Source organism: Streptomyces sp. NPDC029044 (genome assembly GCF_040637495.1).
GTDB lineage: Bacteria > Actinomycetota > Actinomycetes > Streptomycetales > Streptomycetaceae > Streptomyces.
On record NZ_JBEZWN010000008.1, the window covers coordinates 85,373 to 100,004 of the forward strand.

12 protein-coding genes are annotated in these 14,632 nt (G+C 71.4%); 10 read left to right on the forward strand and 2 right to left on the reverse strand.

Going from position 1 to position 14,632, the window contains the following annotated elements:
• Positions 1 to 135: 135 nt before the first annotated feature.
• Together AB0E85_RS10180 and AB0E85_RS10185 are read left to right on the forward strand one after the other, a co-directional pair.
• Positions 136 to 4,071, forward strand: coding sequence for an ATP-binding protein (locus AB0E85_RS10180; RefSeq protein ID WP_361924561.1), 3,936 nt, complete (start codon positions 136 to 138; stop codon positions 4,069 to 4,071).
• Positions 4,072 to 4,384: 313 nt separating this feature from the next.
• Positions 4,385 to 5,149, forward strand: a complete 765-nt coding sequence (locus AB0E85_RS10185) for a DUF4142 domain-containing protein (protein WP_361924563.1) — start codon at positions 4,385 to 4,387, stop codon at positions 5,147 to 5,149.
• A 48-nt stretch (positions 5,150 to 5,197) separates the two neighbouring features.
• Here the strand turns inward: AB0E85_RS10185 and AB0E85_RS10190 are convergent, their stop codons facing one another.
• Positions 5,198 to 5,980, reverse strand: coding sequence for a LysR family transcriptional regulator substrate-binding protein (locus AB0E85_RS10190; protein WP_361924564.1), 783 nt, complete (start codon positions 5,978 to 5,980; stop codon positions 5,198 to 5,200).
• Between the two features lie 58 nt (positions 5,981 to 6,038).
• Here AB0E85_RS10190 and AB0E85_RS10195 point away from each other — a divergent pair, with 58 nt between their 5' ends.
• The 7 genes from AB0E85_RS10195 (at position 6,039) to AB0E85_RS10225 (ending at position 12,819) form a co-directional block, all read left to right on the forward strand.
• Entirely contained in the window at positions 6,039 to 6,422 is a 384-nt protein-coding gene (locus tag AB0E85_RS10195; RefSeq protein WP_361924565.1) for a DUF5997 family protein, read from the forward strand.
• Positions 6,423 to 6,649: 227 nt separating this feature from the next.
• Entirely contained in the window at positions 6,650 to 7,975 is a 1,326-nt protein-coding gene (locus AB0E85_RS10200; protein WP_361924567.1) for a sugar ABC transporter substrate-binding protein, read from the forward strand.
• Positions 7,972 to 8,883 (forward strand): sugar ABC transporter permease, encoded by a 912-nt coding sequence (locus AB0E85_RS10205; protein WP_361924569.1) that lies wholly within the window; start codon positions 7,972 to 7,974, stop codon positions 8,881 to 8,883. Before AB0E85_RS10200 ends, AB0E85_RS10205 begins: the two co-directional genes overlap by 4 nt.
• Positions 8,880 to 9,824 carry a carbohydrate ABC transporter permease gene (locus tag AB0E85_RS10210; RefSeq protein ID WP_361924571.1) on the forward strand — a complete coding sequence of 315 codons (945 nt, stop codon included), beginning with the start codon at positions 8,880 to 8,882 and terminating at the stop codon, positions 9,822 to 9,824. Before AB0E85_RS10205 ends, AB0E85_RS10210 begins: the two co-directional genes overlap by 4 nt.
• 23 nt (positions 9,825 to 9,847) lie before the next feature.
• Complete coding sequence (locus AB0E85_RS10215) at positions 9,848 to 10,756, forward strand: 5-dehydro-4-deoxyglucarate dehydratase (RefSeq protein WP_361924573.1); 909 nt, start codon at positions 9,848 to 9,850, stop codon at positions 10,754 to 10,756.
• Positions 10,753 to 12,003 (forward strand): glucarate dehydratase family protein, encoded by a 1,251-nt coding sequence (locus AB0E85_RS10220; RefSeq protein ID WP_361924575.1) that lies wholly within the window; start codon positions 10,753 to 10,755, stop codon positions 12,001 to 12,003. The genes AB0E85_RS10215 and AB0E85_RS10220 overlap by 4 nt, the downstream gene beginning before the upstream one ends.
• Before the next feature lie 327 nt (positions 12,004 to 12,330).
• Entirely contained in the window at positions 12,331 to 12,819 is a 489-nt protein-coding gene (locus tag AB0E85_RS10225; RefSeq protein ID WP_361924720.1) for a hypothetical protein, read from the forward strand.
• Here AB0E85_RS10225 and AB0E85_RS10230 read toward each other — a convergent pair.
• Positions 12,785 to 13,177, reverse strand: coding sequence for a hypothetical protein (locus AB0E85_RS10230; RefSeq protein WP_361924577.1), 393 nt, complete (start codon positions 13,175 to 13,177; stop codon positions 12,785 to 12,787). The two genes, AB0E85_RS10225 and AB0E85_RS10230, sit on opposite strands and share 35 nt — an antisense overlap.
• A 231-nt stretch (positions 13,178 to 13,408) precedes the next feature.
• On the opposite strand from AB0E85_RS10230, the gene AB0E85_RS10235 reads away from it, so the two are divergent.
• Complete coding sequence (locus AB0E85_RS10235) at positions 13,409 to 14,632, forward strand: transcriptional regulator (protein ID WP_361924579.1); 1,224 nt, start codon at positions 13,409 to 13,411, stop codon at positions 14,630 to 14,632.

Genomic DNA, 14,632 nt, shown 5'->3' on the forward strand with positions numbered 1-14,632 from the left:
CCGCGGGCAACCGTACGACGCTTGACGCCCTGGCCTCGTCGAGACGCTGACCAGCGGTTGCTCAATCAGCCGAAACCGGCCGCACCCGGGCTGCGCTCCTCGTAGATTCTTCGAAAGCGCAGAGGGGGCGGCACATTGGCGGAGGGTGGCACCCGCAACGTCGTGGGCGGTGACACGGTGGCGGGCACGGTCGTCCAGGCCGGGTCGATCGGGGCACTGCACGTGCACGCTGCCGTCCCGCCGACGGGGGCCGCCCCCGCCCCCGTCGCCGTGGACACATGGGAGCGCCGGGCCGGCGACTCCTGCGTCTGGCGGCACGTGCCCCAGGGCCGGGACACCGGCCACCACCGGCGGCACGTCGCCGCCCTCGCGGCCCGGCTGGCGCGCCTCCGGGACGAACTGGAACGGTCGCTGGAGCAGGACCCCTGGTGCGACTCGCGGATCGCGACCGCGTTCCTGGACAACGTCGAGTGGCTGCTCGGCGAGCCGCCCGAGGACGGGACGAAGGGCCTCGACCTGTATCCGGCCGAGGCGTCCCTGCTCGTCCTGTTGCCCTTCCTGCACCGGGTCCACTACCTGCGGCGGGCGGTACGGCTCGCGCGGGTCCGTCCCTGGTCCCTGCGGCCCGCGGGCACCGCCGACCCGGCCAGGCAGGCGTTCGAGGTCTTCGCCGAGGAGAACGACGCGCTCGTCCAACGCGCGTTGCGCGAGCCGGAGGCGGAACCGCTCGTCGGCTGGTGGCTCTGCCATCGCCGCCTCGCCCAGCACGGGGAGTTCTCGGACCCCGATTCCGTCCCCACGCTCATGGCGGAGTTGGGCGACTCCGCCATGGAGCTGGGCGCGGCGCTCGCCGCCGACCGGGTGACCGTGCTCCTGCACGGCCTCCGACGAGGTCCCGACATCTGTCACCCCGAGTTCCTGAACCTGCTGCCCGCCGACGACCGGGTCCGCTGCGGACCCGGTCACCAACAGATCCGCTTCCAGCGCGTCGGCCTCCTGCTCGCCCTCGCCTACGGTATGTCCGTCGAGTCGACGGCGCTGCCGGACATCGTCGCCGAGCACCTCGCCATCCCGTATCCGGTGGATCTGCCGCTGCTGCGCCGCACCCTCGCGGAGGCGCACTGGGGAGGTTCGCGCGACCTGCCGGTGCTCCGCGCCGAATGCCACCACGAGGCGGTCGTGGAGGGGCTGCGCGAGTACACCGCCCGCACCGACGCCCTGCTGCACGCGATACGGCGCACCGTCAGGGAACGGATCAACCAGCCCATGCCGGACCTCCCCACCCGGCTCTCCGCCGACGGCGTGGTTCCCAGCCGCGGCACCTTCGACGGGTACGCGAGGTTCCGGAGCGACGGGCGCCGGGTCCTCGATCTGGCGATGGGGATCGAGCTGTACAAGGACCGCGACCTGGCCGTGCGGGAGCTGTACCAGAACGCGCTGGACGCCTGCCGCTACCGGCGCGCCCGGCAGGAGTACCTCGACCGCACGACGGAACCGTCCGGCACGCCGTACACCGGCCGCATCTCCTTCACGCAGGACAGCGACGACGACGGCCGGGCGTATCTGGACTGTCACGACGACGGCATCGGCATGGGCGAGGCCGAGCTGCGCGGTGTGTTCTCCCACGCCGGCGCGCGCTTCGCGGAGCAACTGGAGTTCAAGCTGGAGCGGGCCCGCTGGGAGTCCCTGGATCCACCGGTGACGCTGTTTCCGAACAGCCGGTTCGGGATCGGTGTGCTGAGCTACTTCATGCTCGCCGAGGAGATCCGGGTCACCACCTGCCGCATGGACGCCGACGGCGTTCCCGGGCCCGTCCACGAGGTGTCCATCTGCGGGCCGGGCCACCTCTTCAGGATCGTGCGCAAGGCCGCGCGGGGGCGGGAGCCCGGCACCCGGGTCCGGCTGTACCTGCGGCCCGACATCGACCCGGCGAGCTGGTCCGTCATCGACGTGCTGGAACGGGTGCTCGCGATCGCCGAGTTCCCCACGACCGCGCGAAAGGGGGCGCTGAGCAGTTCCTGGGAGCAGGGGCGGCTGAAGAAACGGAAGAGGACCGGTCCCGCGGACACCGGGCTGAAGGCGCACGGAAGCGTGCTGGCCTGGTCCGGGGACGGAAGGGGCGCACAGGTCGTCTGGTGCGAGGAGGGCGGGGCGCTGCTCGTCGACGGGCTGGTCGTCGAACCGACGGTTCGCAAAGGTGTCATCTCGGCGTCGGGCCCGGGGCTGAGCGGGGTGGTGGTGAACCTGCGGGGCCCGTGGTCCCCGGCGAAGCTCTCGGTGGACCGCCGGCATGTCCTGGACGATGTGAGCGTGCCGGTGCGGGAACTGGTGGAAAGGGCCGGCAGCGTCCTCGCTGAGGGGGATGACAATGTGCCGGGGTTCACCTGGCTCTCCCACGTGGCCGGCGGAAGCGCGGTGCTGGCGGATGTGGTGGCCGGGGCGCTCTCCGCGCAGGGCCGAGAACTCGTCTTCAAGGGCGTGCGGTTCGGTGACCCGGAGGTCGGTTACTTTCCGGCGGACTTCTCCCTCGTGCCGCACGACCCTCGTGACGAGCGACGTTACAGTGCCGCAGCCTGGAGCAACGTCGGCGGCTACGCGCCGGACCACGTGTTCCTCTGGCGGGTCCTCGCCCGCCGTCCCGTACGGGCGCTGAAGAAGCTGACCGAGGTGTGCCCGGAGGCGGACGGCACCCGTCCGGTCCGGCGGCCCCGGCCGTCCGACCAGTGGCTGCTGATGGCCCGTCAGTCACGCGGGTGGCACGGCAGGCCGCTCGACAACCACGGGGACCTCACCGAAGCCACCGAGACCCTCCAGTGCACCGCGCGCGAAGTAGCTTTGCGGCTGGCCGCGTTGGGCTATTCCGAAGCCGATCCGAGGTCCTGGTCCTCCGATGCACAGCTCACGAGGGCGAACAGCGCCGCCTTTCGGGCAGGTTACGGCCGGAGCCTGCTGGGCAGACAGGACCCCTTGTCCACCGGGGACCTGATGCAGGCGGCGGCACGCGCGAACGAAACCGTCGCCTCAACGGCCGCCCTGCTGCGGCGGTTCGGGCTGGCGGTACCGGACACCGTGGAGGCGCTGTGCCAGGCCGCGGAGAAGGACGACGTGCTCCGTTTCGACCCGGACAGAGCGAGCGAGGGGTGCCTGGATCCCCGGGCCCCGGTCCCCTTGGGGCACGTGGCACGCGCGAGTCTGCGGACCGGCCTGTCCGTGCCTGTCGTGTGCCGACGTCTCCGGGCCCACGGCTTCCACGCCGAACCCGGCCGTTTGCCCGACCACCCCACGGCTGAGACGCTCGTGCTGCTGAGCCTGGACGCGGACGGGAAGCCGCCCTGGCTGGAGCCCGGTCGGGCGACACCGCCCGGCCTGGTTCTCGGCGCGGCGGAAGAACTCGGCCTGGAGCAGACCGAGGTACTGGCCAAGCTGGCCGCCCTCGGCATCGCCGCACCGGAGCCGTTTCCCGCCGATGCCACGTCGGACGATCTCTGGGTCCTCCACGACGAGGGCTCCGGCGAGTTCCTCGTGCCCCCGGGGCCGTTGTACTACGGAAACGTCTTCAGCGGCGTCGAGGACATCGACGACCTGCGCTTCAAGACCGACCGCCTGCGCGCCTACGGATTCGACACGGCCGTGACGGTTCCCCGCCGGCCCACGCCGCTGGACCGGGAGATGCTGTGCGAGAGCAGCCCGCTCATCTGGTGGTACATGAAGACGAACCAGCCAGTGCCGTTCAGCCACATCCTCCTGGCGGCAAGGGAGCTGGGTGCCACGCCCACGACGATCGCGAAGCGTCTGCGCGCCTGCAACATCCCGACGTCCCACGACAGCCTCCCCAAGGGCCTCTCCTTCAGCGAGGCCCTGCGGCTCGTCCGAGCGGACGAGCTGGACGAGGGCGAAGTCCCCGAGACCGAACACTTCCCGCTCGAGTACTTGGTCAAGACGGCCCTCCGCAAAGGCACCGGTATCGGTCACGTCGTCTCCCTGCTCAACGACGTCGGCATCCCCGTCCCCGACCCCGCCGTGACCATCAGAGCCGCCTTGGCCCGTGTGCCCCGTCCCGACGAACCCTGACGACCGACCCTGTCCGCAGCGTTGACGCCCCCTGACCCCACGCATGACGTCGGGCCGCCCCCTCGGCCTGGACGGTCCGGCCTTTCGGGCTGGAGAAGGTGAACCTCGGTCAGGGTGTCTTCGCCGACTCCGGGAGGCGCCCCTCGGGCCACGGTGGACGGGTGGGGTGTCGGCCGGGTTGCTGGTCAGGGCGGACGCGGACACGGTGGCGGCGACGGCGGAAGCGGCCGAACTTTTTTGCGGCAGGAATGATTGTTTCGCCGCTGGCATCCGTACCTCTTGGTGTTGGGCCGTTCATATCCCAGGAGGCACGATGCGCATCTCGCGCAGCACGGCAGGAACCGCGTTCGTGGGCGGCGCGTTGGTCCTTACGCTGACCGCGCTCGCCTATCCCAGCATGCTGGGCGTGGAGAACGCGGCTTCCGGCCAGGACCGCATCATCGCCAACACCCAGTGGGGTCCGCTGACCGAGGCGGACCGCGACTTCGTGGTGCGCGTACGCGCGGCCGGACTGTGGGAGTACCCCCTCGGGCAGCTGATCAAGGAGCGGAGCACGTCGCCGGAGATGCAGGAGGTCTCCAAGCATCTGCTCGTGGGTCACGGCCGGCTCGACGCGGGCTGCCGCAAGATCTCCACAGACCTGGGCATCACCCTGCCGAACGAGGCGTCGCCGCAGCAGCAGCAGTTCGTGGCGACGGCCGAGGGCAGCACGGGCAAGGAGTTCGAGTCCACGGCCGTCACCATCATGCGCGTCGCGCACGGAGGCATCTTCCCGACGATCGCCAAGATCCGGGCGACCACCCGGAACAGCCTCGTGCGGGAGCTCGCCGACACGACCAACGACACCGTTCTCGACCACATCACGGTCCTGGAGAAGACCGGCCTGATCAACCAGGAGCAGGTCAGCTTCCAGATCACCGCCCCGCCCAAGCTGCCCCAGGAGCAGACGACTCCGCCGCCGCCGCAGCAGGGTGCGCCGGTTCGCGTGCTGCCCATCCCCGAAGAGCTGAAGGATTTCCAGACGGTCGCCCCCAATCCGTCCTACGGGGCGCCGGCACCGTCTCCGTCGGCCGGCTGAGCCGGGTACGACGTCTCGGGGGTCGCGGTCCGTTCGCGGCCCCCGCTCCTATGAGCGGCGGCGGGGCTTGCCGCGTCGGTCGTTCTTGGGGGCGCCGCGCCCGCTCTTCCCGGTGCGCATCGCCCCGGCGGACTTCCCGGCAGCCGACTTTCCGGGCGCCGGCTTGCGCCGGGCGCCGCCGCGGTCCGCGTTCGCGGACTCGCCCCGGGCCGGAGGCTGCTGACGGCCCCGGGTGCTGTTGACCGTGCGGCCGCGGACGATCCCGATGAAGTCCTCGACCTGGTCCGTCTTCGCGTCCTCCGGCCAGGCCAGGGCCACGCTCGACTCGGGAGCGTCCTTGAGGGGCCGGTGGGTGAGGTCCTTGCGGTGGTGCAGGCGGGCGAGCGACAGCGGGACGACGAGGACGCCGATGCCCGCCGCGACCAGTTCGACGGCGTCGGCGGTGGTCGCGGGGCGCTCCAGAGCAGGCCTTCCGGGCAGGTTCTCCCAGTCCAGGACGTCGTCGAGGGGGTGCAGCACGATGTCGTCGGCCAGGTCCTCCGGAGCCACCTCGTCGACGGCGGTGACCAGGTGGTCCTTGGGCACCACGACGACGGTCTGCTCGGTGTAGAGGGGGATCGCGCTGAAGACCGAGCGGTCCACGGGTGTGCGGACGAGGCCCGCGTCGGCGTCCCCGCCCAGCAGCCGCTCGGCCACCGCCCCGGCGGGTACCTGCGTGAGGGTCAGCGGGACTCCGGGCTGCCGCTCGTTCCAGATGCGCACCCATTTGCCGGGCATCACCCCGGGAACGTAGGCGAGCCGGAACGAGGGGGTTGCATCCGAGCCTGTCACCTCGCCAGGTTACCGGCCGTGGTCAGGGGGCGTGCACATGCTCGTTACCCTGGGGTCCATGACGTCGCACCAGAACACCCAGACGATGAAGCCCGCGACCGCGGCGAAGAAGCTGGGTGTGTACCTCGAGGCCACCCCCGCCGATTTCCGGGAGGGTGTCGTCTCGCGCGCCGAGCTGAACGAGCTCCAGGCGAACCCGCCGCAGTGGTTGCAGGAGCTGCGGCGCAACGGCCCGCACCCCCGGCCGGTGGTCGCCGCGAAGCTCGGTGTCTCCATCGCGGGCCTCGCGCGCGGCGGTGTCACCGAGCCCCTCACCACCGAGCAGATCGAGGCCCTGAAGAAGGAGGGCCCCGAATGGCTGGAGCGGGAACGCGCCACCCAGGCGGAGGTCCGCAAGGAAGCGGAGCGGATCAAGAAGAAGAACGCCGAGCGCCAGGCCTGACCTGAGCACCCCTCCTTTTCGGACGGCCCCCACCGGATGATCCGGTGGGGGCCGTCGCCGTTTCCTCGGTGTTCCCGGGCCCCGTGTGGTGTCGGTGAAATCTTTCAGCCATGTCTTGACATGGCGCTGAAGCGATCCGTAGCTTGGCCGATCATTTAGATTCGTGAAGCGGGTTCACGAATATGAACGGAGAACCATCCATGCGGGATCGCCGACGCTGTATCGCCATGCGGCTCCGCCGTGTGCACCGCCTGGCTGCCACGTTCGCCGTCTCGGGGCTCCTGTTCGGGACGGCCGCCTGCGGCTCAGGTTCCGGCAGAGCCGGGGCCGGTGACCCGAACACCCTGGAGGTGTGGACCCGGAGCGACCCGGAGTCCGCCCAGACCTACGACCGCGTGTTCGCCGCCTTCACGAAGAAGACCGGTATCAAGATCGACTACCAGCCGGTCATGAACTTCGACCAGCAGTTGCAGAGCCGCGCGTCCGTCAAGGACCTGCCGGACGTCATGATCAACGACACGGCCCTGATGGGCAGCTACCAGGCCCAGGGCCTGCTCAAGCCGATCACCCCGGCCTCGATATCCGGGCATGACGAGATCACCGCCAAGTCCTGGTCGTCCACGGTGGGCCTCGACGGCAAGCACTACGGCATCCCTTACTCCCGGCAGGCCATGACGCTGTTCGTCCGCAAGGACTGGCGCGAGAAGCTCGGCCTGCCGCAGCCGAAGACCTGGCAGGACACCCTCACCCTCGCCCGGGCCTTCGCCACCCGCGACCCCGACGGGGACGGCAGGAAGAACACGTACGGCATGGTCGTCCCGGGCAGCGCCCAGAACGGCTACGTCGCCTGGTGGGGCGCCAGCTATCTGTGGCAGGGCGGCGTGCAGATCCTCCGGAAGGAGGGGCCGGGCTACCGGCCCGCCATGGACTCGCCGGCGGCCCTGCGCACCGTCACCTGGATGAAGAAGAACCTCTTCTGCGGCGACAACGGTGTCATCCAGCCCGGCGCCCTGACCTCGGTCACCGCGAACACCACCAACTTCCAGGACGGCAACGCCGGGATGTACCTCACCGGCCCGTACAACATCTCCACCTTCGACAAGGCGCTCGGCAAGGACAAGTACGAGGTGCTCCCGGCCCCCTCGGGCCCGGCCGGCAACAACGACGTGCTGGCCGACGGCGAGAACATCTACTTCGGCGCCAAAACCGGCAAGGCGCGGCAGGAGCGGACACTCGCCGCGTTCCTCGTCTCCCCCGAGGGCCAGGAACTCGCCATGACCGGCGACCACCAGCCCGTCGTGCGCATCCCGGTCAACTCCACGCTCGACGCGGCGAAGGTGCGCCACGACCCCCGCTGGAGCGTGGTGCAGACGGCGTACGAGACCGCCTCCGTGCAGTTCCCCAACGCACCGAACTTCGCCCCGATCAAACAGGACACCGCCGACGCGCTCAACGCGATCTTCACCTACTGCGGCAGCGACGTCCGCTCCGGCCTGAAGGAGCTCAACGACACCCTCGCCGGTGACCTCAAGGACCAGGAGCTGCTGAAATGACCGCGACCGCGACGACGCCCGGGCCGCGCAGAGCCCGGACCATCGGCAAGAAGGCCGTACTGCCCTGGCTGTTCCTCGCCCCGGGTCTGCTGCTGGCCCTTGTCTTCAAGTTCCTGCCCATGGGCAAGGGCGTCTGGCTCAGCTTCTTCGAGGTGCGGCCCTTCCTCGGCGACAAGTGGGTCGGCCTCGACAACTACACACGGGTCCTGACCGACCACCGCTTCCAGGACGCCATCGGCCACACCCTGCTCCTCGGTGTCGGGATGTCCCTCGGCGGGATCCTCGTCGGATCCGCGCTGGCGCTGCTGCTGGAGGGCCAGGCACGGTCGCTGAAGATCATCCGTACCGCCGTGTTCCTGCCCGTGGTCACCGCCACCGCGGTGGTCGGCGAGATGTGGCGGCTGATGTACTACCCGACCTCCGACGGCCTGATCAACAGCGGTCTGGGGCTCCTGGGACTCGGGCCGGTGCCCTACCTCGACAACCCCGACACCGCGCTGTGGGCGACGATGGCCATGGGGATCTGGATGCTCGCCCCGTACAACATGGTGATCATCCTCGCCGGGCTGGCGGGCGTGGACCGGTCGCTGTACGAGGCCGCCGCGATGGACGGCGTATCGCTTTGGCAGCGGCTGCGGCACATCACGCTGCCGGCGATCCGGCCCGCCCTCGGCATCGTCCTCACCCTCGCCGCCATCCGCGGACTGCGCGTCTTCACCGAGGTCTACGTCCTCACCGGCGGCGGCCCGGCCGGCTCCACCGACGTGTGGATGACCCGCGCCTACACCCTCGGCTTCACCCGTAACGACATCGGCGGCGCCTCGGCCGCCTCCGTGGTTCTGCTCTGCGTGACGCTGCTGCTCACCGTCACGGTCAACTACCTCCGCAAGAGGGGAGACGTGAGATGAGCGCCCCCGCCATCGACCCCGTCCGGACCCCGGTCACCGCCTCACCCGCGCGCACGTCCGCCGGGAAGCGGCGCACCACCCCCGCCCGTTTCGACACCGCCCTCGGCTGGAGCGACCGGCCGGGACCCGCCTGGGCGCTGCGCGTCCTGCTCTGCCTGCTCGCCCTGGGCGTCTTCGCGGCGCCGTTCCTGACGATCTTCTCCGGTTCCTTCAGCGAGAAGGCCAGCGGTTCGACCCTGTCGTTCCTCCCCCACCACCCGACCCTGCTGAACTTCCACGTGGCGGGCGAGCGGGGAATCTGGGACTACTTCGGCAACTCCCTGGTCATCGCGGGCGGCGGACTGCTGCTCCAGCTCGCCGTGTGCACGCTGGCCGCGTACGCGTTGGCCCGGCACAAGTTCCGCGGACAGGCGCTGATCCTGACCCTGTTCATGCTGACGATGATGCTCCCGGAGGAGGTCATCGCCATCCCGCTGTCCCTGGTCCTCGGCCATGTGCCGGTGGTCGGCGTCGACCTCAAGGGCACCGTCTGGGGTGTGATCCTGCCGCTCGGTGCCTGGGGCTTCTCCGTGATGCTGCTGACCGAGTTCATGAAGGACATCCCCACCGAGATCGAGGAGGCCGCCCGCATCGACGGCGTCGGCGAGCTGCGCATGCTGTGGCAGGTCGTCCTGCCGCTGTGCAAGCCCGCGCTCGGTGTCGCCGGGGTGCTCGGCTTCATCATGATCTGGGACCAGTACCTGCTGCCCCTGATCGCCGCCAAGGACCCCACCGACTACACGGTCACCGTCGCCCTGTCCATCCTGCGCACCGACCCCGAGGTCGGCTCCGGGGTGGTGCTGGCCGGTGCGGTCATCGCCCTGATCCCCAGCCTGATCGTCTATCTGCTCCTCCAGCGCTCGCTGGTCACCGGCATCGCCGCCGGGGCCACCAAGGGCTGACAACCCCCACGTATGAGGGAGACATGAAGTTCCACGGAGTGCTGTTCTTCCCGGTCACGCCGTTCGCGGCGGACGGTTCACTGGACGAGGAACGGCTGGCTGAGCACATCGAGTCGGGGGTCGCCGCGGGCGCGGGAGGTGTGTTCGTCGCCTGCGGCACCGGCGAGTTCCACGCGCTGTCGGCCGAGGAGATCGAGCGGGCCACCCGGGTCGCCGTGCGCACCACGGCCGGACGGGTGCCGGTCCTGGCGGCGGCCGGCGGTCCCACCCCGGTCGCCCGGGACCAGGCCGCCCGCGTCGAACGCGCGGGCGCCGACGGCATCCTGCTGCTGCCGCCCTACCTCGTCAGCGCCCCGCAGCAGGGCCTCGTGCGGTACGTCGAAGAGGTCGTCGCGGCCACAGACCTGCCCGTCGTCTTCTACCAGCGGGGAACCGCCCGGCTCACCGCGCAGACGGCCGCCGAGATCGCCGCCCTGCCCGGCGTGGCCGGCCTGAAGGACGGCCTCGGGGACATCGAGCGGATGCACCGCATCGTCCGCGCGGTACGTGCCGTGCCGGGTACGGAGGACTTCCAGTTCTTCAACGGTCTGCCCACCGCCGAGATGACCGCGCCCGCCTACAAAGGCGTCGGCGTGGAGCTGTACTCCTCCGCGGTGTTCGCCTTCGCCCCGGAGATCGCCCTGGCCTTCCACCGGGCTCTCGCCGACGGCGACGACGCCCTGGTCTCCCGGCTCCTCGACGAGTTCTACGGCCCGCTGGTCGCCCTGCGCGACGAGGTCCCCGGGTACGCCGTGTCGCTGGTCAAGGCGGGAGTGACCCTGCGCGGCCTGGACGTCGGCGGCGTACGGGCGCCGCTGCTCGACCCGACGCCGGAGCACCTCGCCCGGCTCGCGAAACTGCTCGACCACGGACTGGAGGTGGCCGCCGCATGAGCGCCACACGCATCCGCGAGCTGATCGTCACCCCGATCGCCTTCGGCGACCCGCCACTGCTCAACTCCAACGGCGTGCACGAGCCGCTCGCCCTGCGGATCATCCTCCAACTGGTGCTGGAGGACGGCACGGTGGGACTCGGGGAGTCGCCGGGCGGGGCGGCCCGGCTGGAGCGGCTGCACGCCGCCGCCAACGTCGTCGCCGGCATGGACGTCTTCGACACCACCGCCGTCTCCGCCGCGATCGACACGGCGCTGCTGCCGACCGTGCCGAGCTCCCACGAACGCGGCTGGACCACCTCGGCAATCGAGGTGGCCTGCCTGGACGCGCAGGGCAAGCTCCTCGGCCGCCCGGTCAGCGACCTGCTGGGCGGCAGGGTCCGTGACGCGGTGCCGTTCGCCGCGTACCTCTTCTACAAGTGGGCCGAGCACCCAGCGCTGGACGGCCGTGCGGCGATCGGCGACGACTGGGGCGAGGCCCTCGACCCGGCCGGGATCGTCGAGCAGGCCCGGCTGATGCAGGAGCGCTACGGCTTCCGGTCGTTCAAGCTCAAGGGCGGCGTCTTCCCGCCCGACGAGGAGATCGCCGCGATGCGGGCCCTGGCGGAGGCCTTCCCCGGGCAACCGCTGCGGCTGGACCCGAACGTGGCGTGGACGGTCGGGACGTCGAAGTACGTCGCCCGTGAACTCGACGGTGTCCTGGAGTACTTGGAGGATCCCACCCAGGGCATCGAGGGCATGGCGGAGGTGGCGAAGGACTCCCCCATGCCGCTCGCGACCAACATGTGCGTGATCGCCTGGGAGCATCTGAAGCCGGCCGTGGAGCAGGATGCCGTCCAGGTGCTGCTCACCGACCACCACTACTGGGGCGGGCTGCGGCGCACCCGTGAACTGGCCGCCTTGTGCGAGGCGTTCGGGCTCGCTCTGTCGATGCACTCCAACTCGCACCTGGGCATCAGCCTCGCCGCGATGACCCATGTCGCCGCGGCCATCCCCAACCTCGACCACTCCTGCGACACGCACTACCCCTGGAACTCGGCGGACGACGTGATCGTCCCCGGCGTGCTGGAGCTGCGCGACGGGGAGGTCGAGGTGCCCACCGGCCCGGGGCTGGGTGTCGAGCTCGACCACGACCAACTGGAGCGCCTGCACCGGAGGTACGTCGACTCCGGGATGCGCGGCCGGGACGACACCGGCTACATGCAGCGGTTCCGGCCGGAGTACGAGCTGAAGCTCCCTCGCTGGTGAGGGCCGTGCGCCCCGCCACTGGTGGGCGGGGCGCACGCGCTCACCGACCACGGCACGGGCACCTTCAGCCGGTCCCAGGTTCGGTGACCTGACCGTGGAGCGGTAGGGACGCGCACGAAGTTGACCGCGGCCGTGCGGGACGCGCCTGCGGGTGTCCCCTTTCGACCGGGACGTGCACGACCCAAACGCCAGACCACGCCACCCCTTCCGGGCCGTAGAAATATCTACGAGCATGGCTACGGCCGGGAGGCACGCGGAACCCGCGGGTCACCGGCCCGTGTCCAGTGCGCGCCCGACAGCGGCGCCGCCGACCGTACTGGGGTGGCCATGCAGAGCGTCATGTGGAAGCAAGCCGTCGAGTGGCTCGCCGCGGCCGCCACGGACCCCCAGGAGTGCAAGCGGGAGTGGGACTACGGCGCGGGAACGGTACTCGTGGAGGCCGGGCGGTACTGGGACGTGCTCACCGTTCCCGACCGGCTCGGCCTCCTCGCGCTGGACATCCTGTGGCGCGACCCGCTGAAGGTGCCGGGCCCCACCCTGGTGGACTGCGCGGCCCGCAGAGTGGGGTTCTTCCTGCCGCCCGACCCGTTCAGCGAATGGGTCGGCTTCGGTGTGCGGCACGTCGGCCGGGGCGCCTGGGTCGCCGTGCCGCCGCCGTACCGGCCCGCCGGCCGTCTGGAGTGGCTCGTCCCGCCCGACGGAAGCGGCGCGCTGCACACGCCGGGCACGCTCGAATCGGCCCTGCGGGAGGCCAGCGGGACCCTCGCGGTACTGGCGCCGGTCAGCGCGGAGCCGGCGGTGCCGGACGGCTGGTGAGCCGGGCTCCGGCAGAGGACCCCGCCGTCGCCGGGTGACGGCCGGAGCCCGCTGCGGGGCGGAACCCGGCAGCGGCCCCCGCCCCCGGTGGGTGAGGAGCCGCGGGGACCACCGGGCCCATGTGCCGGCCGGCCGTCCACGAGGTGACGGCGGTCCAGGTCTCGCTCTCGGCCGGCGCGGCGAAGGAGACCCACTGGCCGTCGCGGTGCTCCGGGACCGTGTGGCCGCGCGCCTCCCACTCGGCGACCAGAGCCGCGTAGATCGGCGGATGTCCCGCGTATCCGGCGGTGAGTTCGGCGTACGAGCGGGGCGCGGCGTCGTTCCCGGGAAGGCGCCGTGCCGTCTCCGTGCTGTCCATGCCAGGGGAACGCGGCGCCGCACACCGGTGGTACGCGGGCCGGGCGCCGTCCGTCGGGTCGAGTGAACCCGTCACCCGGACGGCGGCACCCGGGTACCGGACAAACATCCAGTCAGGCGGTCGCCCGTTCAGAACAGCCGGCCCGGGCCCGACGGGATTCTCGACCGGGGCGGGCGCATCCGGTAACACTGACCTCACGCCGAGAAGCCGGTACGACGGCAGGGAGAGGCCATGTCACAGCGCCCTGACCTCAAGCAGCGCAGGGCCGTGCTGGAGCACGAGTGGTCCCGCTGGGTGCCGCGGCTGAGCGTGCCGGGTGCGCGGCCCGGCGGCACCGCGGCCCTGCGCCACGAGGTGACCGAGTCATGGGCGCGCTCGCTGGGCAGTGTGGACCCGGGGCGGGACAGCGCCCCGGTCACCGACGGCGGCCGGGTGCACCAGCGCTGGACGTCCTCACCGCTGTACGGGCCGGTCTCCGCCCTCGCCGGGGAACTGCACAGCATCGCCGAGGACGCCGGGTTCGTCACCGCGGTCACCGACGAGGGCGGCACCATCCTGTGGACCTGCGGCGGCCCGGCCATGCGCCGCCGTGCCGAGCGGGTCAACTTCGCGCCGGGCGGCCGCTGGGACGAGCAGGCCATGGGCACCAACGCGCTCTCCCTCGCCCTGCGCACCGGCCGCCCCAGCTCTGTCTTCTCGGCCGAGCATCTGGTGTCCGCCCTGCACGGCTGGGTCTGCTACTGCGCCCCCGTGCACGGCCGTGACGGCCGCGTCCTCGGCGTGCTGGACCTGTCCACGACCTGGGACCGCTCGCACCCCTTGGCCATGTCCACCGTCCGCACGCTGGTGGCGACGATCGAGGCCCGCCTGACCACGGAGGTGCCCCGCCCGGGCCGGCTGCGGCTCACGTGCCTGGGCTCCGAACGCGTCGTGCACGAGGGGCGGCCACTCCCCCTGCGCCCCCGTCAGCTGGAGATCCTCACCCTCCTCACCCTGGAACCCGAGGGCTTCTCATCGGAACGGCTCCGGTCGGCGCTGTACGGCGACCGGCCGGTCACGTCCTCCACCTTCAAGGCGGAGATCTCCCACCTGCGCCGCGCGCTCGGCGGTGCGATATCACCCCGCCACTACGCCCTCACCGCCCCGGTGTCCTGCGACGCCACCGACGTCCTGCGCGCGCTGGAGCACGGCGACACGGACACCGCGCTGCGCCACTGGGGCGGCCCGCTCCTGCCCCGCTCCGAGGCCCCCGGCATCGAGGAGTGGCGCACGCGCCTCGAAGTGGCGGTGCGCGAGGCCGTGCTGGCGAGCACGCGCCCGGAGCACGCCCTGCGCTACGGCGAACGGGCCCCGTACGACGCCGGGGTCCACGAGCACGCGCTGCGGCTGCTGGGCCCGGACGACACGCGCCGCGCGATCGCGAGGGGGCGGCTGACGGCGTCCCTGCGCGACTGA